Below are 22,473 nucleotides of genomic sequence, written 5' to 3' on the forward strand. Positions count from 1 at the left end.
GTAAGAAAAGGATATGGCATATGAAGAAAAGAACACTATTCATCGTAATAATTGTAGCATCCCTGGGGATCTATGGTGTATGGATTCCAGTAGAGAGCAGGGATAGTAGTAAACCTAAAGAAAATTTAGCAGCTGAACAATTTATCCAAAAGTATTTAGTAAAAGGAGATGGGCGCATACAGACCGACTTACTGGATCAGAAGGATATCTATTTGTCAGAAACAGTTGGTCTTTGGATGGACTATTTGTTAGAGAAAAACGATAATGCACAGTTCCGCGATACAGTAGATACACTTAAAAAGTACTTTTTAACGAAACACTATCTAGTTGCTTGGGAGTTGCGTGGTAATGAAAAAGCGCCAGCCAACGCGTTTATTGATGACTTACGAATTATGGCGGCATTGTACAGAGCGGGTGAGAAGTGGAATCATCCTGTTTATACGAAACTAGCTGAGAATATGGAAGCTTCTCTTCTTCGTTACCAGACCCGTAATGGGTGGTTTGTAGATCATATTGACTTGGAGAGTAAGTACCAAGGGGATACGATCACCCTCAGCTATATCATTCCAGATGGTTTTGAGCAGATGCAGTCATTGCCGGAAGAATGGAAGAGCCAAACAAAGCAATTGCTTGTTGGTGCTCCGGCAAGTTCTCGCGGTTTTTACCCAAAATCCTATAATACGCTGTCCGATAAATTCTCATTTGATACGGAAGTCAATTTAATTGACCAGTTTTACGTTGGCTATCATCGTGCCCAATGGAATGGGGATGTGGAGCCTCTTCTGAAATTTGCTAAATCAGCGTTCGCCAAGGAAGGAAAATTATATGGTCGATATAGTTTGAACAGTGGGGAGCCAGTCGTCGCATTCGAAGCAGCTGCTGTTTATGCACTTGCCATCCTTATGTGCTTGGAGTTGGGAGAGCATGATTTTGCAAGACAACTATATCATTCTATGAAAGAAATGCAGCAGTTGGATGAAGGATTGCCTTACTATGGGGGATACACCGATGTTTATTCCGAAGATACCCATACGTTTGACAACTTATTGGCACTACTTGCCGAAAGGAAAGGAATCGATGAAACCATTTTTTAATGTAGAAACGAAAACACTGATGTTCATTTCTTTATTAGTAATTTGCTTGCAAGGTGCAGTATTCGTTTTGATTCAACAACATACACAGGGTATATTGCTCGCGGTTCTGTTGTCATTGTTGACCGTGCTGACCTTATTGGCAGGGTCGCTGGTTGGGCTGCTTTGTAGTTTGGGCATTATATTTCTGGTCGGTTCGTTCTTGCTTTATCTTTCATTCAGTTCGACTGCCGCCTTGATTCTACCATTGCCGCTTTTACTGGTGTATGGATTTGTTTTATTGTTTGCAGTTCTGACGGCTGGAAAACTGCAGGAATCTATCGTCAATCAAGGCCGTTTGAACCGAAAGCTGCAAGAAGAGATCAATCAGTTGGTTGCCGTAGATGCGTCTACCGGCTTTGATAACAGGAATCGACTGATGTTGGAACTGGAGTTGGAAATGAAGCGAGTTCAACGTTACGGCGGTAGTTTTACCCTTGTGTTGATTCAAATGGAGTACTATAAAGATTTTCAAAAGCTGTATGGAGAGGAGGAGAGACTTCATCTTCTCTCGTCGATTGCCAATAAAGTGCGGCAAGCAGTCCGAATAACCGATCGTAAGTTTCGCTATTCCGCTGATCGACTCGCCCTTTTACTAACACAAACGGATGATACGTCAATTGAGGTAGTTTATGACAAATTGGCACAGTCGCTAAAAGATCATCAACTATTGAATCAAAAGTTTGTGACATTGGCATTCCGTACGGCCTATAGCGTTTACGGAAAACAAACGGAATTACTGGATTGCGAGGACTTCATTTCACAAATGGAAAGTGAGATGGTTGCGCGTGAATTATAAACTGTTGGTCCAAGTATTGATCCTATTCTCCGCGTACATTTTTTCCCCTTTCTATACAGCTGCAACTAGTGAGGAAGAAAAGAATGATATTGCGCTTATTTATATGACGGCGGATGGTGAACTCAACGAGCATGTCTATTTCATAGAAGCAACATTGGCAGGGTTCTCGGAAGCAATCGATCTATATTCAGTGAAAGACGTTATGCCCAATTCATTGCAGGCATATAACCACCTGGTTTTCGTAGGAGATGAGGAAGGAAGGTTGCCGGAAGTTGCTTTAAAGGAAATGGAGATGTTTCCTGGTCAACTTCTTGTCTTTGGATGGAACGCAGATCAATTGGAACGATTTGGGGAATGGGGCTTTTTGGGAGAGGACTCCATACGGAGCGTTGACGGACATTCATTGAAGGAGATTAAGTCCGTGGTCCATGCAATTCCTCCTGGGGATTGCGAAATTTTATCGGAGGGTAGAACAGTAGACAAAAACCTTCCGCTAATTATCAAAAGCGGAAATACAGCATACGTGGCTACGACTGCTTTTGGAACGGAAGAGAAACTTGCTCTTTCTCGCTCGCTATATGTGCTTTTGGATGTGCCAACGTCTGTCCCGCACCCGGCATATATTCGTTTGGAAGATATTTCGCCATTTTCGGATCCCAAGCTTGTTCGGGAAACGGGGAATTATTTAGCCGACCGCAATATCCCGTTTTTTATGGCTGTTATTCCAGTATACGTCAACAGTGAGACGGGAGAACAAATGCCGCTTTCATCCAATAAAGAATTAGTGGAGGTTTTGCTTGACTTGCAGTCTAAGGGAGGGATGGTTATTGCGCATGGTTATACGCATTCTTACCGTTTTGATGAGACGGGAGAGGGATTTGAGTTTTGGGATGTGCAACTGAACCAGCCGATCACAACCGAAAAGACTGACGAGTTACCCACGCCTATTCTCTCACGTGATGCATTTTCATCCGACAGGGATTATCAGGAGTATCAAAGTGAATTACTGGAAGTTGAAACAAAGTATGTGCAACGTAAGCATACCAAGTCAATTGAAGATTTAACAGAATTAGGGCTCTATCCCATTGCGTTTGAAGCACCCCACTACACGATGAGCTCAAACGGATACGAAGTGACATCTGACTACTATTCATCTCTCTTTGGGCAGATTCAATTGAGCGACTTAAATTGGAGTGTTATGGATGCCCCTTTATTTATATCAAAACCCGCTATTTTATCGGGTATGACACTATATCCAGAAACGATAGGATACATCGACCCTGCACTTCCTGATCCATTTCAAGAAATGGAGAATTCGGTAACCAAACTGCAGGAGGTTCCGGGTTCTGTGATCGGTGGATTTTATCACCCATACTTGGGAGTGGAGTATCTGGCAGAGGTCATTCGGTTAATGGAATCGGTGCCCAATATGGAGTGGCTAGACTATTCCACTACGAATCAACACGTTACAAGTGAACGTGTGACTATTATACAAAATGCAAAAGGTATAGAAGTGCAATCAACGATTACGGAATTTGGTCAGTTGTTTGAAAATGTTAAAGAAAATCCGTTTCAATCCATGCTTTGGCTAATAGTTTTCATTGTGACAGGGTTTCTCACCGTCTTTTTTACCTATGTAGTGAATCTACGTTTTCGCTTGAAAAAACGTTTGTTTAAGGAGAGACCGAATAGTGGCTAATATATTATTTTACAGCGCACTCAGTTTGATTTGGCTCATGTTGCTGTACCACATGTTTTTAATGCAGGGGGGGTATCGGCATTTTAAGACGTACGAACGGGTGATTACCAAGTGGGAGAGAAAGATGGACCATTTACCGACCGTTAGCGTGTTCATACCCGCACATAATGAAGAAATGGTTATCAGCCAAACATTGAAAGCGATGGCACGCCTTCACTACCCAAAAGATAAGCTGGACATTATCGTAATTAATGACAATTCATCAGATCAAACGGGAGAAATTGCACAAGGGTTTGCTGAAAAACACCCTTTTATTCGAGTGATTGAAACATCCCCACCTAATCGTGGGATTGGAAAGTCCTCAGCGTTAAATGAAGCACTTGCCCAATCGGATGGAGAAATCATTGTCGTATATGATGCAGACAACACACCTGAACGAATGGCGGTTTGGCACTTGGTGATGGGGCTTCTTAACGATCCGCTTGCGGGCGCGATGGTCGGTAAGTTTCGCGTCAGTAATGCGGAACGCACATGGTTGACCCGCTTTATCAATATCGAGACAATCTGTTTTCAGTGGATGGCACAAGCAGGACGCTGGAATTGGTTCAAAGTTGCGACGATCCCGGGAACTAATTTTGCGATTCATAGGCATATCATGGAACAGCTTGGCGGCTGGGATGTGAAAGCTCTTGCCGAAGATACGGAATTAACAGTCCGAGTCTATGATCTAGGTTACTATATCAGGTTCTTTCCAGCAGCGATTACGTGGGAACAGGAACCCGAGACACTTGGCGTTTGGTGGAAACAACGAACGAGATGGGCACGTGGCAATCAATATGTAGTAATTAAGTTTCTGACTCAGTTTTTTAAATTGAAGCGAAAGCGGATTATCTTTGATTTGTTTTACTTCTTTTTTACCTATTTTCTATTTTTCTTTGGTGTAATCATCTCAAACATGCTTTTCGTTGTGAACTTGTTTTACGATCTTCATTTGCAGATCGGCAATGTAGCATTGATTCTTTGGGGTTTAGCTTTCCTGTTGTTTGTGGCGGAAGTTGCGATTGCGCTAAGTATTGAACGAACAGAGATGACTCGCAAAAATTTTCTATATATTCTTCTCATGTATTTTACGTATTCACAAATGTGGATTCTCCTTGTCATGTATTCACTATTTTTAGAGATCAAACGAGTGTTATTAGGGCAAGAGGTAACTTGGTATAAAACGGAACGCTTTTCAGAAAAGAAAGTGGAGGGAAACTAAATGAGAATCCTTTTCATAACAGCTTTTACATTATTAGGAATCATGGGATGGCAGACCGTAAGTGCGGATGCACAAACAACCAGACAGCTTCATGTAACGGAAATCGAGCTGGATACGAATAAAAACATATCAAATAACCAGCCAATCACCAATCAGCCTATTGAACTTAATGGCCCTGAACAGGAAACATCCTTCTATTACGAACTTCAGGAAGATCAAAAGAGGACTGACCAGGCACTTGTTTTGAATTTGAGCCATTCAGAGTTGCTGATTGCACCTTCCTCCGTCTCTGTGGGTATAGATGGGAAAACATTGCTTTCTAAATCGTTGACAGGTGAAAAAATGACAAAAAAACTCGTCATACCTTTAGAGGATGAGGCATTAAAAAAAGGTTTTCATGAAGTGACTGTTTCTTATTACGGAGTGGTTAAAGAAGGAATATGTGTAGAGCAGGGAACTACAGGAAACTGGATGACCATCCATATCGATTCATATTTTAAGCTAGAGCGAGAATTATTGGAGAAACGTTCATTAAAGAATTATCCCGATGCCTTTACTGGATCGGAAAAAAATCCAATTACCATTATCCTTCCTGAGAATGCCTCAACGGCTACTCTTAATAGTGGTTTGAAGGTAGGAGCTTTTTTATCTAAAGTAGGAAATGAAGATAAATCAGTTCGCATATTGAGAGAGTCTGAAGTCAGGAAAATAACGAATAATGTCTTGTTTTTAGGAAGTGAAGATGAATTTATAAGCTCCTTTATGAAGGATTTGTTCCAACAGACAAAGTTCCCGCTAACGGATGAAGCAACTATGTTTTCATTTGAGATCTTAACAGATGGAAAGCATGAAGTGAATGCACTTTTTGCGATCGCTAAGTCTCCAGAAGAACTGGAGAATAGAGTATCTGTTCTAACTGAACCTCGTTTAATAGAACAATTATCCGGCGAACAATTAGTATTATCTACAATCCCAACGTTACCAGTGGCACAGGATACGCAGATTGTCTCTTTAAAACATTTTGGTCTATCCAATATGACACTGGACAGTCTGAACCGGGAAAGTCAGCAATTTTTTTACCATCTGCCATATACGTTGGATAAAGAACAGTCACCGATATTGGAGTTACACTTAAAACATACGGCCCTTGCTCCTGATAAGAAGGAGGAGATAGCAACAGAAGAATTGCTTGAGGGAGATATTGAATTAATTGCATGGATCAACAAGGTGCCGCACTCCATTAATATTCAACAGTTAAAAGAGGAGCGCAATGGAGTATATACGGTCCAACTACCGATTGACCACAATACGCTTAAAGACAACCGGACAATCAGTCTACAATTCACTACGAATGGTTTATTGACAAAGAATCCTTGTATCACGACGGATCAAAGTCGTTGGCTCTATATTGAAGAAGACAGTTTCTTCATACTTCCGAAGGCGGAGAAACAGAAAAAGCATTCGATAGCGGAATTTCCATTCCCATTCGTTGATCAAGGAGAAGATATATTAATTGTTTTACCTTCATCTGAGAGTGTTGATGACAATGAATTGCTGTATTTATACGAAAAACTTCACGTCAATGCACATTCCATGAATTGGCAGCTAGTGCTTGCGGATGAAGTTTCAGAAGATAGCCTAAAAAAACATCAGTTGCTTTTTATTGGAGGGCCAAATGTTCAACCGGTCCTTCAGAAACAGGTTTCGGAGTTGTTAGTATCACATGAAAAAGGGAAACCCGATTTGGCTTCTGCTGGCTTTTTGCCTGAAACCGCCGAAACAGTCAATTGGATTCAACCAAGCGTATGGAGTGAAAAGAAACATACAATGATGGTTTGGGAAAATGTCGATGGAGGACCGTCCATTGATCGGAAAGTAATTGAATTTCTAAGCACAACGGAAGAGTTTGCAACGATGGTCGTTAAGTCGGAAAATGGTAAAATGTATACCAATGCATCCACCATTCAATTAGAATCACCTAGCTCAGAAGTAAAGAGCGATCGGGTGGAAGAACAGTTATCCGGCGTGTGGATTGGAGGACTTGTGGCACTTCTGATTATTTCCTTATCGGGTATTATTTATATCATCCGAAAGAGGCGCCTCAATATATAAAGAGAGGAATTAGTCGAGATCATGTCGAAATAACTCTTTATGAAACCAAAAAAATTACTTTTATTCATTATAACACTCTTGCTGATTCTCACTTCTTTCCGATTGGTGTGGATCGAGTCGAATTATAGCGAAAATACACCGAAGGCAAAAAATGGAGTATTGGATTTGAGAGGGACTCCAGCCCTTTCTGAAGGAATGCTTCCATTGAACGGGGAATGGGAGTTTTACAAAGAGGAGTTTCTTGAGCCGGGCGAACATCCGGAAAATCAACCAATAGAAATTGAAGTTCCAGGTAACTGGAAGAATCACCTCTCAGATAATAACGACCCATTTGGCTATGGAACCTATCGCTTAATGATTCAATTAGATGCAGAGGAAGCTGACACTTATCGACTTTATACAAAAGATCTCGTGTCGGCTTCCCGTTTTTTTATAAACGGTAAAGAAGAAGCGACTCTTGGAAGAACCGCCATAAATAAGCAGGAGGAAGTACCGGATTACCGTCCGCGCACACTGCAGCTTAATGGTCACGTAGAAGAATTAGAAATTCTTATTCATGTCTCGAACTTTCACTCAATGCGTAAAGGAGGCATAATCCAGCCAATGGAGCTGGGGGAATGGTCAGCAACGGAGCAGTCTGTGTTTCAGGACTATGTTTGGCAAATCGTTATAGCGGCTATAGTTTTGCTGCACAGTATCTATTCTTTACTGACCTATCTTTTATTTTCCAGAAAGAAAGAAATGTTATTCTTAGCTCTGGCTCTTTTATCAATGGGTCTATCGATTACTATAGATGATGACAAGTTGCTGCTTTATTTTTTCCCGAACATCTCATTTGATTGGTGGAAAAAAATTATTTATCTTGCATACACAAGCAGTGCCTACTTTTCAGTACTTTTCATCAAGTCGTTAGTGAAGGCAGAAGGCAAACCATTTGGTAAGTGGGCAACCTATTACTTTCATTTTGTGAATACTCTATATATTCTTTTTGTCATTATTACATTGTTGCCTGTAGAAATATATATGTATATAGTTTACACATTTATCATGCTGATTCCGCTACCGCTACCTGTTCTAATTTATCGTTCAACACTGCCTAAGAAAGATGATTTTTTATACTTTATACTCGCAGTAGTCAGCATATTATCTAGTCTTATATGGGGTTCCTATAAAAGTCGAATTGCCCCTGATCTACCGTATTATCCGTTTGATATGCTAATTGGCATTTTGCTATTTGGTTTGTTTGGGTTTAAAAGATTTTTCATGGAAACCGAAAAAAGCCAAAGATTGACGATGTCTTTGCAGAAAGAGGTCCAGCAAAAAGACAACTTTTTGGCAAACACCTCTCATGAGCTGCGGAACCCCCTCCATGGAATATTGAATATTTCACAGACAATTTACGATAGTGGCAAGGGCACAATGGCAAAAGACACGAAACGGAATCTGGAAACTCTTATGTCGGTGGGTCGTCGGATGTCCATGATCTTGAATGATTTGTTAGATAGAGAACAGTTGCAAGGAGAAAAAATTCGTCTAGATCAGCAGGCAATTCGTTTGGCGCCTGTTATAACCAATGTCTTTGATACGTTGAAGTTTATGAAGGAAGGAAAATCAATTACATTAGAACATACAATTAATGATAACTTTCCACTGGTGAGAGCAGATGAAAATCGCTTATTTCAAGTTCTTTTTAATTTAGTACACAATGCAATGAAATTTTCTGATCACGGCCGTATCAGGATTTCGGCGGAAGTATATCAAGAGATGGCAGTGATTCATGTCAAGGATGAGGGTATTGGTATAGACCAAGAAATCGCAAACACAATATTTTCACCTTACACACAGGACGAACGAGGCATTATGTTCACAGGTGGTGGAGGAATTGGACTTGGATTGAGCATTTGCCGTCAACTTATTGAGTTGCATGGAGGGACTATACAAGTAGAATCTGAAGAAGGAAGAGGTTCTACCTTCACCTTTACATTACCTATTGCTGCTGTACAAGATGATGGCGAAAGTATACCGCTGATTGAACTGGCTGAAGCGGAGTCGTCTGGCTATGCTGACTTTTTGGACAGAACATTGTACAGCACAGCCGAACGAATACTAGTTGTGGACGATGATCCGATGAACTTAACGATTATCAAGCGAATGCTCGTGGCGGAAGGATATGAGGTCGTTGCTTGTACGACTGGTAAAGAGGCTTTGTGGCAGTTGGATGCTGGCAATTGGGATCTCATCATATCGGATGTCATGATGCCGTATATGTCGGGCTACGAGTTGACGCGTAGTATACGAGAAAGGTTTTCAGTAGCAGAACTACCTATTTTATTATTAACCGCCCGAACACAGCTGATCGACATTCAGATGGGATTTGAAGCTGGCGCAAATGACTACGTCAGGAAACCGGTTGAAAAACTGGAACTGATGACGCGTGTACGAGCACTTACCACGTTGAACAATACAATAGCCGAACGAGTACAAATGGAAGCGGCCTGGCTACAAGCACAAATCCAGCCGCATTTCCTTTTCAATACACTCAATACGATAAGTGCATTAAGTGAAATTGACCCAGAGAAAATGATCAAGCTACTAGAAGAATTCGGAAACTATTTACAGGGGAGTTTCACGGCGCAAAATTTAGAGCAGACAGTTCCGTTAGAAAAAGAATTAGCACTCGTTGAATCTTATATTTTCATTGAACAGCAACGTTTTGGCGAACGTTTGAATGTTGAAATGAATATCGACTCAGTATATGGGGCGCAAGTTCCGCCGTTGTCGATTCAAACCTTGGTTGAAAACGCAATAGAACATGGCGTATTGAAACGTCCGGAAGGCGGTACCGTTCATATTGAAGTTATGGAAAATGGTGATTTCGTGGATATTGCCATTTCTGACAACGGGCTTGGAATGAAGGAAGAGGAGATAGAGGCTATCTTCGAGGATTCTAGTAATAAAAGACAAGGGGTCGGTCTACCAAATACGAATAAACGGTTGCGTCAGTTGGGCAATCAGGGCTTGGCCATCGAGAGTACTCCGCAAGTGGGCACTATTGTCCGATTTTCCATGCCTAAACAAAAATAGGGAGAAATTACTGCCGGTTTCCTCCCATTCTACAATTGATCACTAAAAAGAACTTGTTTATACAAAGCATCTGTGGAGTGGTTGGGCGAAATGCCCAGCTCCTCCATAACACGTGCTTTAAAATCATGATAGACTTTTATAGCTTCTGTTCGATTCCCGCTCTGTATATAGTGTTCTAGAAGCTTTTGCAAGACTTGCTCTGAGTATGGATCTAGCTGAAATAATCGTGTGAGATGGAATAGTTTGTTCTTTGCCTCTCCGATTAAGTCATAGTAATCAATAGTGCGTTCAATTAGCTGATACAACGACTGACGCATGTTCATGGAATGAATATGCGACCATTCGTAGCCTTCCTGCTCCATATAATCGCCTTTGTACTGATTTATAGCTTCTTCAAAAAGCTGAACATTATCGGGGGTTATTTCAGAATGCTTAATGAGCAAATGTTCGATATTGATTGCATCACACTGGAAATTTGAGAGGTCCAAACAATAACTTTGATTGGCAAAAGTGATGACTTTTGGATGTCCAATAGTTGCAAGTGTTTTCCGCAGATGAGAAAGGGCAGTATGCAATTGAATTTTAGCCTTGTCATATTCCGTATCCGGCCAGAGAATATCGATCAAAACATCTCGGTTGATAAATGTACGATGATGTGTGATAAAGAAAGCAAATAACTCTTTTACTTTAGCCGTTTTCCACTTCACCGGCTGGCCATTAGAATACACTGTAAACTCAGCGAAACATTGGATTTTCAACTCTTCATACGGAACCAGACCTGGCTGCTGAGCGGGTGTAGCCAGAAGATGCTGTCGTAAACGCAAAATGGTTTTTTGCAATCTTTCGTCCGTTAAAGGCTTTAAAATATAGTCAATCGAATTCAACTCAAACGCCTCTATCGCATAATCTCTATAAGCAGAAACGAAAACGATGCAAACAGATGGATGAACGGATAAAATATGCTCAGCTAAATCAATTCCGTTGATTCCTGGCATTTCAATGTCTAAAAATGCAACGTTAAATGAGAGCTGTTGCAGACCTTCCAGTATAAGAAGCGGGTTAGCGAATGTTTTAATGACCTCAAGATCTTCGAAAGTACGAAGCTTGTGCGAAAACAACTGCAATGCTAATGGTTCGTCATCGACTAGGATTGCCCGAATCATCCTTACTCCCCCTTTTAGGACATAACCAATGTATCCATTGTATTCTATTTCTTGTAAAATTTACAGAGCTGAAAAAGAAAGCTCGAAAATTTCATTTACTAATAAATAGTGCCGGTAATATTTATTAATGAGTAATCTTTTGAGAAACGGGATTTGTAGCAGTTCAAAATAAATTGTATGCTATGCGATAGTGATACTTATGAAACTGTGATTAAACAACAAAGTGACGATCTTCTACTAGTGTATGTAGAGGAAATGTATCTGTCATCTACAGTGCTCATCAAAAAAATTATCAATGTACAGATGGAAAGATGTTCTGTTCGTGAATGAAGTTTACAAGAGGAATTTAAAAGAGCCGTGAACCCAGTATATCGAAGCTCGTAGTATGGAAGAAAACTGGTCGACCATTAAACTAGTTTAAGACGATTAGAAGAAATAAAAAGCGACATCCAATAGGTCAAAACCTATCGGACATCGCTTTTTTATTACTTCATAGGCAAGTCGAATGTGACCGACTTTTCTTTAAATAACCTTTTGGCATTGCTGTCAGATAACGGACCGAATTGAATCTTCAGTTCCTTCAATAAATCGAACTCGTCTTTACGGAAAAGGAAGACGGCCAAAATTTCTTCCTTTTCACCAGGCTGCAAGTCACCATAGAGAGTAGGTTCTAGCATACCTTCTGATAACATGGTACCTCGGTTTTGATCTAAAATTAACCGTTTTTGAATCAATGATTTCGTGATGGCTTCTCCGCTATCGTTCTTCACTTGGAACTTTGCCGTTAATGCAACGAGCGGGCCATCGCCGAAATTGCGGAATCGCTCAGCATGAGCTGTTGTCGGCTTAATATTGGCAAATTGTATGCCGTCAAGTGTAATGGTAACTTCATCGATTTTCTGTGTTTCATTCATATCTTCCTTTGCGAAGAACAAGTCTTTATCTGCAATGGTGTCCGTTACCATTTTATCGGCGTAAAGGTCAGAACTTTTCGATGCTTTTTCTGCTCCATCTTCGTTGAATGGAATTTTAAAAATGGCTTCCTTACCGATTCGCTTGTCAAAATCATCTTCTAGCAAAGGAATATCAACAGTGAACGTTGGGGCTACCAAGCGCTCATACTGATCCTTTGTCATGGTGTACGCTTGCATTCCAGTATATTTTCCAGGAGCGTATTGACGAACGGTATTATCTTCATTACCTTTTAGCCAATCATCCCGATCCACAAGGCTACTTCGCATATATAAGTTTTCAGTACCATCATCGGAAAGCATCATCGTACTTGCATTGTAAAATACATCTTCATCCAAATTGTTTTCGAATCCTAGTTTATATGTAATAACATATCCTTCGTCTTCATCATCAAAATTATGCTTGGCCGATTCATTCATGTTCGTGACATGGGCAATTTGGTACTCTTCAATGGCGAGTGACACTTTTTCCGAATATGCGTGTTTCAGATTGGGATCGGTATTCGTGTAAACGATTTCTACGTCGCCGCCCGTCTCTTCTTCCAGATACGGATTTATGTTTTCGGCGGATCCGCTGTCACCGCGTTCATCAGATTCTTTGTTTTTTTCTGTTTCAGCTGTTTCGCTATCATTATTTTGATTGCCTTTTACTTCATTTTCATTTTCCGGTAGTTCAGTAGCGGATACTTCATCTTCCTTTTCTTGCGCTTTTCCACAAGCACCGAGGATGAGAACTGCCGCCAAGATGCTGCCGATTACACTTCGTTTCATATTCATATTATTGGGCCCCCTTCATTTACGAGTCATCTACCATATTATTGTAGCAGGTTATATATTGGTAAAAAGAAGCATTTATAGAAATAGTCCTTAAGGTTTCATATAAAGGTAATTAATACAGGTAGTCCTAAAAAAGCGACAATAAAAAAACTCTCTTCACCTAGTGAACAGGCGAAAAGAGGGAGGAGATAGTATAAACGGTATCTATCATTGAAAATCAATCAGTTATCATAAGAAGTATCTTGTAAATATACAAACCCCTTTTAGGTTATTTAAATCCTTTCAAATCTCTAAATAACCAAAGTAGTCATGGTTTTGAAATCTCTTGATCCTCTCTTGGCGTCGCGCGATACACAATAAACGATAAAATCAGTGCTACGATCGACATCGCAAACGCAATAAAGTAGACCAATTCCACGCCCGCTACGAGTGCAAGATTCATTGTTGCAGGATCTTTCGGTGTTTCAGACTGCTGCAACACATGTAATTGGCGAGCATTCATTATACTAATGAAGACGGATACGCCAATCGCTCCTGCAACCGGCTGTAGTGTCGACATGACAGCTGTACCGTGTGGATAAAGCCGCTTCGGCAATTGATTCAGTCCATTCGTTTCGGCAGGCATCATAATGGCGGAAACCGATAGCATGATCAAGATATAGCCAACGACGACTATCCATACTGGGGTATCTACTGTCAATTGGCTCATCATGAACATCGTACCGCTCAATACCAGTGTCGCTGGAATCATCAGCACACGAGGACCAAATTTATCGAATAGAGAGCCCATGAATGGAGACATAATCCCATTTAAAATACTACCTGGCAAAAGCACCAATCCAGCCGTCGCAGCTGTAAGCGCAAGAGGACCCTGCATATAAATTGGCAAAATAATTTCTGACGCGAACATAGCCATGATGATAATTAAAAACATGAACACGGCATGTGTAAACATTGGGTAACGAAATACTCGCAAGTCCATTATCGGCTCTTTTAGCTTTAATTGCCTCCACGCAAAAAGGAAGATTCCGATGACTCCAATCCCGATGAATAGCCAAACACTTGGAGTTTGAAATCCATTCGCACTCTCTCCAACGGAACTAAATCCATATACTATTGAACCAAATCCGATAGTTGAAAGGATTAACGAAGTAAAATCAATTTTTGGCTTGGTTACTTCAGAGACATTGATTAAATATCTATACGCAAAGGCAATTGAAAATAATGCAAATGGAATGACAATGATGAACAAATAACGCCAGCCTAAATATTCAACAATCACGCCTGATAATGTAGGTCCAATTGCAGGCGCAAACATAATGACAAGTCCGATGAGCCCCATTATTTTTCCCCGGCGTTCTGGTGGGTAAATCAATAAAAATACATTGAAAATGATGGGCATTAATAGTCCTGTACCGACCGCTTGAATCAATCGTCCTGTTAATAGTACAGGGAAGTTAGGGGCACTTGCACAGATGATCGTGCCGATTGTAAATACTGTCATTGTTCCCAGAAACAATTGACGCGTTGTGAACCACTGCAAGAGCAGGGCAGAAATCGGGATGACAATCGCCATGACGAGCAGGAAGCCTGTCGCCATCCATTGCACTGTTGCCAACTTAATCGAAAACTCATCCATTAGTGTAATGAGCGCAATATTCAATAACGTTTCGTTCAAAATAGCAAAAAAAGCGCCAATAATTAGCGATAACATGAGCGGCAATACTTTCACATTTGGATTATCCGCTAAGTACTCATATTGTTTGTTTTCCATTACACAACCTCTTTCATTATTACTAAAGCATTATAATTATAATCGACTACCCGGTGAGTGCAAGTTTTACGGATCATTATACGTATATAGCAGAACCGTTTGTTCCAACTCAAGTGTTTTTTCGAGGATATTCTAATGAATGTCTGCTTGCATTATACATGAAAAGACCCTTTTTCTATGGTACGTTGGAATTACTACTTTTCAAATGAGTACTTGAGTGAAAATATGGAAGGAGAGAGCGAATAATGAACCATTGGAATACACGTTTTCAATCCGAAAATTACGTTTACGGCAAGGAACCAAATGTTTTTTTGAAGGAATTTCAAAAGAAAATAGAAGTTTCAGGTGATGCACTGACCATAGCAGAAGGAGAAGGGCGCAATGCTGTTTACTTAGCAGAGCAGGGAATGAACGTCACTACATGGGATTATGCCGAATCGGGTCTTATAAAAACCAGGAAACTTGCAGAAGAACGGGATGTCAAGATCTCGACAGAGCTGGTTGATTTAAACGAAGCAAGCTGGGAGAAAGACAAATGGGATGAAATCGTGTGCGTTTTTGGTCATTTTCCGACAGAGCTTAGGCAAAAAACTCTTCAAAGTGTAAAAGAAGCCATAAAGCCAGGCGGTTATTTTCTGACGGAGGTTTATTCAAAATATCAGCTCCCTTATAAAAGTGGCGGACCACAAGATATCAATTTTTTATATAAACCCGAAGAATTTTTGGAACTCTTCGAGGAATGGCACATTGTTCACTTTTTCATGGGAGAGGTTTCGCGCCACGAAGGAGAGCTTCACAATGGACTATCCCATGTTATTCAATTTGTTGGTCAAAAACCGCTGGAGTAAAAGAATTACATCCAAGAAATATACTATGTGTAAGTCATTTCATTCTATTTGAATTCAATTGATATCCCCCACTTATATAAGTGGGGGATGAATCTGTTATTTTTCCTGCCTTATGTTAAAATCCAAACTCAACTTCCCATCTATTAATGCGAGCGCTGCATTAAATGTGCTACCATTTTGAGCGGTAAAACCTTTGATCACATTGGTTTTCCCTTTCGTACATAGCAGTTTCACTTGACTTGGGGTCAGTTTTTTCTTGAGAAATAAACCGGGGAATGTTTGCTTACAACCATTTTTATAATTACTGCAGCCATAGAAGCTTTTGCGAGCTACGATCATTCCTTGTTTGCATGTTGGACAAGGGGCGATCTCTTGCGGCGTGTAAGAAGATCTCGATTTTTTAGTGGAAGCCGGCAGTGTCACCGTGACCGTTTGGTCTTCCAGTTGTTCCGGGACTTCATTCAACAGCTTTTGAATGAACTTGGCGATTGTATCTAAGAAATGTTGTGCCGATCCTTCACCCGTCCCAATTTTACGCAAATAACTTTCCCATTTCGCTGTCATGGAAGGACTGGCAAGTAAGTTTCCTTCAATTGCTTGGCAGAGTACGCGTCCTTTATCAGTTATCGATACTACGTTCTTCGAAACGCTGATATAGCCATGTTTCTTGATCGTTTCGATGATGTTACTTCGGGTCGCTTCCGTACCGAGTCCTTCTACTTCCTTCAAGATTTCCGTTTCCTCTTTATCCTCAATTAATCTTCCGCATGTTTTCATCATGGCAATTAACTGGCCCTCTGTGTAAGGTTTTGGTGGCTGTGTTTTGCCTTCCTTAATAGCAATCTCACTAGTAACCGGTTCGTTAAGTTGAAGCGGCGGTAAAGCTTTCTCTTCCTTTTTCTCTTCCTTTGAGGTGCCGAAAAGTGCCTTCCAGCCAAGGTCACGTTCTGTTTTCCCGACTGTGAAAAATGGCAATCCGTTAACATTCGTCGTTACTTTCGTTTCGGTATACAAATAATCCGTATGAAACATAGCGAGCGTCGTGCGAACCACTTCTTCATAGAGATTACGCTCAATTTCCGATAATTTAGCAAGAGCCGCTTCAGTAGGAATCTTTTTTGTCGGGATGATGGCGTAATGTTCCTGAACCTTTGAGCTGTCCACATAGCGTTTTTTAGGTGTCAGAGACGCCGTGAATGGATGGTGAATGAGCTGTTGATATGCATTGACTTGGTCGCGCAAATAGGCAAATTCATTCGGTGTAATATGCCGTGTATCGGTACGCGGATAGGAGACAAGTTTCTTTTCATACAGTGTCTGCATCGTTTTCAGTACATTGGCAGGGCTTGTCTTCCAACGTCGATTAGCCGTCGCCTGCAAAGTAGACAATGAATGAAGCTGTGGCGGCGGCATCCGTTTGTCTGTATTTATAACAGACGTGACAACACCAGGAGTATCTAGCTGAATTTGATGTTTCGCTAACAGTTCTTGCACAATTTCGCGCATTGGTTCTTTTACCTTTGCCTTGCCTTTATACTTGCCATGTTCAGACGTGAAAAGTGCTTCCACTTCAAAGAAGGGTTCTGATACAAACGTTTCGATTTCCTGTTGTCGCTGATAGATTAAGTATACCGTCGGGGACTGAACGCGGCCGATCGGAAAGACTTCTTGAATACCTTTTGCCTTTAATAAAAGTGTGTATAACCGAGAACCGTTCATACCGACAAGCCAGTCACTGATCTGTCGTGCTTTAGCCTCTTCATAGAGCAGCAAATCTTGCCGATTGTCCCGCAAGTTCGCAAAACCTTTTCGTACTTCATCTACTTCCAAGGAATTGATCCAAAGTCGCTTAATCGTTTGATTGCGTGCGCCAGTCATGTTGTAAATGGAATAAAAGATGTTGGATCCTTCACGGTCCACATCACAAGCATTAATGACGACGTCGGTCGCGCGCATCAATCTCTTCACCGCTTGAAATTGTTCATACTTTCCCTTCGCAATTTGAAATTCATAACGTTCCGGTAGTATCGGCAAACTCCCAAGCGTCCAGCGGTTCCAGCGGTTGTCGTACGCTTTTGGTTCTTTTAATTCGACGAGGTGCCCGATGCCCCATGTAATGATCGCACCTTGTGGAAAAAGCTGACTTTGCGCTAGTTCAATATGTGTTTTTTGTCGACTTTTCACAGTGAAAGCTTCTGCGTAGGCTTTTGCTTGGGATGGTTTTTCAGCTAAAATGACTGGTTTCATAGAAACACCTCTTTCACGTATGAGATGAAACGTTAGTTCTTATAGTTGTATTATCGCATAAATGAGTCAGGTCATCTAATATTTGGCTAGAAGCTGAAATTAATATTTAAAGAAATAATCATAACTAATTGATTGCTAAAATAATATATAATAAACTTAGTTCAAATGATCGTTTGAATGAAAGGGGCTTGGAAAATAAAATTAGGGGTGGAATAAATGGAGCGTTATGACGTAGTTATAGTTGGGGCAGGACAAGCGGGGATTGCTATGGGTTATTATTTGAAGCAGGAAGGGCTTTCCTTCTTATTGATAGATTCTAAAGAAAGAATTGGAGACACATGGAGACAAAGGTACGATTCATTAGTTTTATTTACTACAAGAAATTATAGCTCCTTACCAGAAATTCAAATGGACGGCCCACCGGAAGGATTTCCAACAAAAGATGAAATTGCAGATTACCTAGAGCAATACGTCAGTCGTTACGATTTGCCAGTGCATCTTAATACGAAAGTTACAACTATAAAAAAAGAGCGTGGAGTGTTTTATATAAAAACGAGTCGAGGAATTTTAGAAGCTAAACAAGTTGTAATTGCCTCAGGTGCATTCCAGAAACCTTTTGTTCCGCAAGTTGCAATTTATAAGACGGGAGGACCATTCCAAATTCATTCTTCTCTTTATCGTTCGCCTAAGCAACTATTGAAAGGCTCAGTACTGGTTGTTGGTGGTGGTAATTCGGGAGCACAAATTGCGGTTGAGTTAGCCCATGAGAATCCTGTAACTTTGGCTGTAAGCCGTCCATTTAAATTTTTACCTCTTCACTTTTTAGGGAAAAGTATATTTTATTGGCTGGATCTAATAGGGTTATTGCATGCTGGTATCAATACCAAAAGAGGAAAGTGGTTCAGCAAACAACATGACCCTATCTTTGGAAGTGAATTAAAGGCTTTGATGAAAGAAGGACGAGTCTGCGTCAAGCCTAGGGTAGTCAAAGTGGAAGGCAATGAAGTCTCGTTTGAAGATCATAGTGTCCAAAACTTCGAAAATATCATATGGTCAACCGGGTTTATTCCATTTTATGATTGGATTCAAATAGATGGTGCTATCTCAGAAAATAGAAAACCTGTCCATAAAAGAGGTATAAGTCCGATAAGAGGTCTATATTTCATAGGATTACCTTGGCAACATCAACGCGGATCAGCGTTGATCTGTGGGGTTAGCCAAGATGCAAAGTACTTAGTTTCTCATATTGCAGAATTTGTGAAAGAGAATACACTCTAAAACGATGCAGAATTCAATAAAACCAAGAAAATTTAAAGTACAGAATTAAAAATCTGACATAATAAGATGACAGGCTCCATAACGGCATCTCTTTAAAAATATAATGGAAACATTTGTTCTTTTATTATCGCATAGATTGGTGAGGTTTTCTAATTTGGATTAATACGGAAGAGAGAGTAGACACAAGTCAGATAATAATTCAGAGTGTTGGCTTTACATTTTCCATATCTGCAGTGAAATAAAAATAGATTAAAAGACCGAGTGTATCAACACTCAGTCATGAGGGTACTGATTTATCTGGGCTTTCTACAATGTCGTCAATTCATTGACTTCATTGACTTCCTTAGCTACCCGTATTCCCGATTCAATTGCCCCTTGTATCCAACCATGTTGAGTAGAGGCATGTTCACCGGCAAAGTGGACCCTTCCTTCCGGAGATGTGATATAGGGAGATAACTCTTTTATTTGTTCGGGTTTAAACATCGTAAAGGCCCCGCCAGAATACGGATTTCGTGTCCAACTAAAACTTGCACCTGTTACAAACTCATGATAGACCTGTTCACCATGAATTGCAGCTAAATTTTTCAGTGTATATTCCAAACGATCTTGGGAGTTCAAACTATCCCAAACGAGAGCATCATCCCCCCAGGTATAGCTGGCTAATATGATGCCAGATCCAGAAGTGCCAAGTCTTGTGCTCGGATATTGCGCGTAAGCAATGGGGAGATCCGTAACCGTTTGACCTCCAAATATCCCTTCTTTTTCCCAAAACCTATTTTTGAATTGAATCCCGCTTTTTGTTGAGCCTACGTAATGCAGTTCGCGTATGGCTTTCCATTTGTTTTCTGAAAAAGAGTTCCTTGGTTCAATCTCAACAAATTGTAGAACCGAAAAAGGAATGGTCACGATGGCCAGGTCACCGGTTATTTGAAATGGCCTTGATATTTTTGTATGAGTAGCATCAATTGTAACTTGATTGTTGGATTGAGTAATTTTGGTTACTTTTAATCCGAACATGATGTCGTCTTTTAATTGTGGAACGAATGCTTTTGGAAGTTGATCATTTCCGCCGGTAATCTCGAAAAAATTAATATTCGGGGTAAACAGAACCATGAATTCACGCAGTAGTTCAAGAAAAGAGAGTTCTGGGAATCCTTCTAACGAAAGAGTTACTTTTATCATTTCGATTGCGCCTGAAGTCAATCTAGTTCCAAATGGATTATGCCTTAAGTAAGCATCCATCGAATATTTATCGAATTCCTGAATGATCCACGGCCAATACAACTGTGGGTTTTGATTTATTAAATCAATGACCGGTTTTATTGCGAATTGGATTAATTCGACAGCCGTTTTCCCTCTTTCATGTGGCGCAACTGGAAAGCCGAAAATTGCAGGATATTGTTCGTAAACCTTTAATCGGCTTTTAATGTTTTTTACAAATAGGATATCATCAGGAGTGCTGTTGATAAATGGATTTAGCGGGAGATTAAACTTTTTTATATATTCTAATGTCAGGAGGTGGGTGTTGGGAATTCTCATGGCACCTGCTTCAAAATACAATTCATCTGTGAAATCTGATTGTATTGTGTAGATACGTCCGCCAACCCGATCAGAAGCTTCAAGGATTGTGACACGATGTCCAGCTTCTTTAAGTAAAGAAGCTGCAACCAAACCAGCCATCCCTGCACCGATCAAAATGATTTTCTTAGGGTTTTGTGTTTTCTTTAGTCCCTCTTTAATAATTGAAATCATTTGCTGGGAAGGTATTTGCGGGAATACGTAATTGTATGTTTGCAAGACATTCCTCCTTCTCATCCAAAGTTTTACGTACAATGCTCTGCGATGGGACACTGCCATTTTATTTAAACAAAACTTCGGTGAACACATCTCTTTGTCGATATAGACTGAACACACTTTGTACAATAATTTGAAATACATTTAATAGCTCGGAGTGTTTGGTTGATAGGAGCTGTATAATAAATATGTAAAGATTGGCGGAGGTATGCTAGCTAGATGTTTTCCTGTACTTCACTGTAATAAAAGTCCAACTGCACATTGCAATAGTAATAACGCCAATATAATATTTATTACTCGGAAATATTTGAAATATGTCTTTTGGAATAATGCTCCAAAAAGTATCCAAGTCAAGGTAGCAATTGTACCTATTGTAGCAATGATTAAAACAAAAAATAAAAGCCACCCAAATGACGAGTAATATGGAACAACATATCCTGTTAGAGAAGTTATACCAAATAAGAATATTTTCACATTAACAATTTGCAAAACAAAACCAGTCAAAAATGAAGGTTTTTTCCCAGCAGTTTTATTGTCAGGCTTACTAATGGAAATTTGGTATGCTAGCCATAAAATATAAATAGCACCTGCATATTTAAGGACAAACATTATCGGGTTTATTAAGTTCTCCAATCCAAAGATAAATACTGCGCATATTGTTTGTACAAAAAGATAACCGATAAAGATGCCGATGAATAAAGGTTTCCCCCTTGTCCATCCATAGTTAGTCATCGTATTTAATGCTAGGATATTACCAGGTCCTGGCGTGAAGGCATTTATTAGAACGTAAATAACAAATGAAGATAATGCTTGAACTCCCATATCTTAATTCACTCTACTTTCCATTATTCAACTTATTTCTTTAATTGAATATAGTATAATGAAAAGTTTCGATATAATATAATACCAAAAATATATAGCTTGATATAGATAATAACTATATCAAGCTGAGAGTTAACTTCACTTTCAGTTATAGATCCCGTGCAATCTTTTGTAATGCATCCAAATATATTTCACCAAGCCCCGTTAGTGTGACATCTCTATGCTTTATTGTTCCAACCCGTATGACCTCATCTACATTAAGAGGAACTGCAATAATTTCATTACCATGAAGAAATTTAGGGAAAACTCCAGAAGAAATGGTATAACCATTAAGACCGATCATGAAATTAACGATAGCTGCTCTGTCGCTTACTTTGATGCTTTTCTTTACACTTCGTGTACTTAAAATTTCTTCTGAAAAGTAAAATGAATTATGTTCTCCTTGTTCAAAAGAAAGGCATGGATAATCATCTAATTCATCCAGATCGAACCATGAGTGAAATACCACTGTTTTTCCATTGCGATTTTTCGAGAAAGTATATTGGGTGGGGGAGAGGAAATGAAAGTGAATCGGGTATTAATGGTTAGTGGAATAGTGTCTAAATTATATGGGTGATTAGTGCCTTTTTAACAAGCATACCCCCATTCTAGATTTAGAATGAGGGTGAAATAGTATTGTTTAATCAGTCGAAATCATCAAATTAACGGTAAGTG

The 22,473-nt window shown here is 40.0% G+C and carries 15 protein-coding genes; 8 read left to right on the forward strand and 7 right to left on the reverse strand.

Going from position 1 to position 22,473, the window contains the following annotated elements; translation table 11 throughout:
• The first annotated feature begins 20 nt into the window (after positions 1–20).
• The 6 genes from MKX97_RS00565 (at position 21) to MKX97_RS00590 (ending at position 10,085) form a co-directional block, all read left to right on the forward strand.
• A complete protein-coding gene (locus tag MKX97_RS00565) occupies positions 21–1,094 on the forward strand; it encodes a glycosyl hydrolase family 8 (protein ID WP_342536662.1) in 1,074 nt (357 codons plus the stop codon).
• Positions 1,078–1,929, forward strand: coding sequence for a diguanylate cyclase (locus MKX97_RS00570; protein ID WP_176132539.1), 852 nt, complete (start codon positions 1,078–1,080; stop codon positions 1,927–1,929). The genes MKX97_RS00565 and MKX97_RS00570 overlap by 17 nt, the downstream gene beginning before the upstream one ends.
• Positions 1,919–3,628, forward strand: coding sequence for a DUF2334 domain-containing protein (locus tag MKX97_RS00575; RefSeq protein ID WP_078817671.1), 1,710 nt, complete (start codon positions 1,919–1,921; stop codon positions 3,626–3,628). Before MKX97_RS00570 ends, MKX97_RS00575 begins: the two co-directional genes overlap by 11 nt.
• Positions 3,621–4,889 (forward strand): glycosyltransferase, encoded by a 1,269-nt coding sequence (locus MKX97_RS00580; protein WP_340757832.1) that lies wholly within the window; start codon positions 3,621–3,623, stop codon positions 4,887–4,889. Before MKX97_RS00575 ends, MKX97_RS00580 begins: the two co-directional genes overlap by 8 nt.
• Positions 4,890–7,001 carry a cellulose biosynthesis cyclic di-GMP-binding regulatory protein BcsB gene (locus tag MKX97_RS00585; protein WP_342536663.1) on the forward strand — a complete coding sequence of 704 codons (2,112 nt, stop codon included), beginning with the start codon at positions 4,890–4,892 and terminating at the stop codon, positions 6,999–7,001. It abuts the gene before it with no gap.
• A 204-nt stretch (positions 7,002–7,205) separates the two neighbouring features.
• Positions 7,206–10,085 carry an ATP-binding protein gene (locus MKX97_RS00590; RefSeq protein ID WP_342536664.1) on the forward strand — a complete coding sequence of 960 codons (2,880 nt, stop codon included), beginning with the start codon at positions 7,206–7,208 and terminating at the stop codon, positions 10,083–10,085.
• 29 nt (positions 10,086–10,114) lie between these two features.
• Here MKX97_RS00590 and MKX97_RS00595 read toward each other — a convergent pair whose 3' ends face one another.
• The 3 genes from MKX97_RS00595 to MKX97_RS00605 form a co-directional block, all read right to left on the reverse strand.
• The gene (locus tag MKX97_RS00595; RefSeq protein WP_340757838.1) at positions 10,115–11,248 is read right to left on the reverse strand and encodes a response regulator; all 1,134 of its coding nucleotides are present in this window, start codon (positions 11,246–11,248) and stop codon (positions 10,115–10,117) included.
• A gap of 485 nt (positions 11,249–11,733) precedes the next feature.
• Complete coding sequence (locus tag MKX97_RS00600) at positions 11,734–12,996, reverse strand: DUF5068 domain-containing protein (protein ID WP_342536665.1); 1,263 nt, start codon at positions 12,994–12,996, stop codon at positions 11,734–11,736.
• A gap of 307 nt (positions 12,997–13,303) precedes the next feature.
• Positions 13,304–14,770, reverse strand: a complete 1,467-nt coding sequence (locus MKX97_RS00605) for an MDR family MFS transporter (protein ID WP_078817665.1) — start codon at positions 14,768–14,770, stop codon at positions 13,304–13,306.
• Positions 14,771–15,015: 245 nt separating this feature from the next.
• On the opposite strand from MKX97_RS00605, the gene MKX97_RS00610 reads away from it, so the two are divergent.
• The gene (locus MKX97_RS00610) at positions 15,016–15,618 is read left to right on the forward strand and encodes a class I SAM-dependent methyltransferase (RefSeq protein ID WP_078817664.1); all 603 of its coding nucleotides are present in this window, start codon (positions 15,016–15,018) and stop codon (positions 15,616–15,618) included.
• Between the two features lie 96 nt (positions 15,619–15,714).
• On the opposite strand, the gene MKX97_RS00615 is transcribed toward MKX97_RS00610, so the two are convergent.
• Positions 15,715–17,865 (reverse strand): DNA topoisomerase 3, encoded by a 2,151-nt coding sequence (locus MKX97_RS00615; RefSeq protein WP_342536666.1) that lies wholly within the window; start codon positions 17,863–17,865, stop codon positions 15,715–15,717.
• A 216-nt stretch (positions 17,866–18,081) separates the two neighbouring features.
• Here MKX97_RS00615 and MKX97_RS00620 point away from each other — a divergent pair, with 216 nt between their 5' ends.
• Complete coding sequence (locus MKX97_RS00620; RefSeq protein WP_342536667.1) at positions 18,082–19,143, forward strand: NAD(P)/FAD-dependent oxidoreductase; 1,062 nt, start codon at positions 18,082–18,084, stop codon at positions 19,141–19,143.
• 306 nt (positions 19,144–19,449) lie between these two features.
• Here MKX97_RS00620 and MKX97_RS00625 read toward each other — a convergent pair whose 3' ends face one another.
• The 3 genes from MKX97_RS00625 to MKX97_RS00635 form a co-directional block, all read right to left on the reverse strand.
• Positions 19,450–20,895, reverse strand: coding sequence for a flavin monoamine oxidase family protein (locus MKX97_RS00625; RefSeq protein ID WP_342537466.1), 1,446 nt, complete (start codon positions 20,893–20,895; stop codon positions 19,450–19,452).
• A 276-nt stretch (positions 20,896–21,171) separates the two neighbouring features.
• Complete coding sequence (locus tag MKX97_RS00630; RefSeq protein ID WP_342536668.1) at positions 21,172–21,759, reverse strand: LysE family transporter; 588 nt, start codon at positions 21,757–21,759, stop codon at positions 21,172–21,174.
• Between the two features lie 148 nt (positions 21,760–21,907).
• A complete protein-coding gene (locus MKX97_RS00635) occupies positions 21,908–22,267 on the reverse strand; it encodes a hypothetical protein (RefSeq protein WP_342536669.1) in 360 nt (119 codons plus the stop codon).
• Between the last annotated feature and the right edge of the window lie 206 nt (positions 22,268–22,473).

The sequence above is a fragment of the Sporosarcina sp. FSL K6-3508 genome, assembly GCF_038615825.1.
GTDB classification, from domain to species: domain Bacteria; phylum Bacillota; class Bacilli; order Bacillales_A; family Planococcaceae; genus Sporosarcina; species Sporosarcina newyorkensis.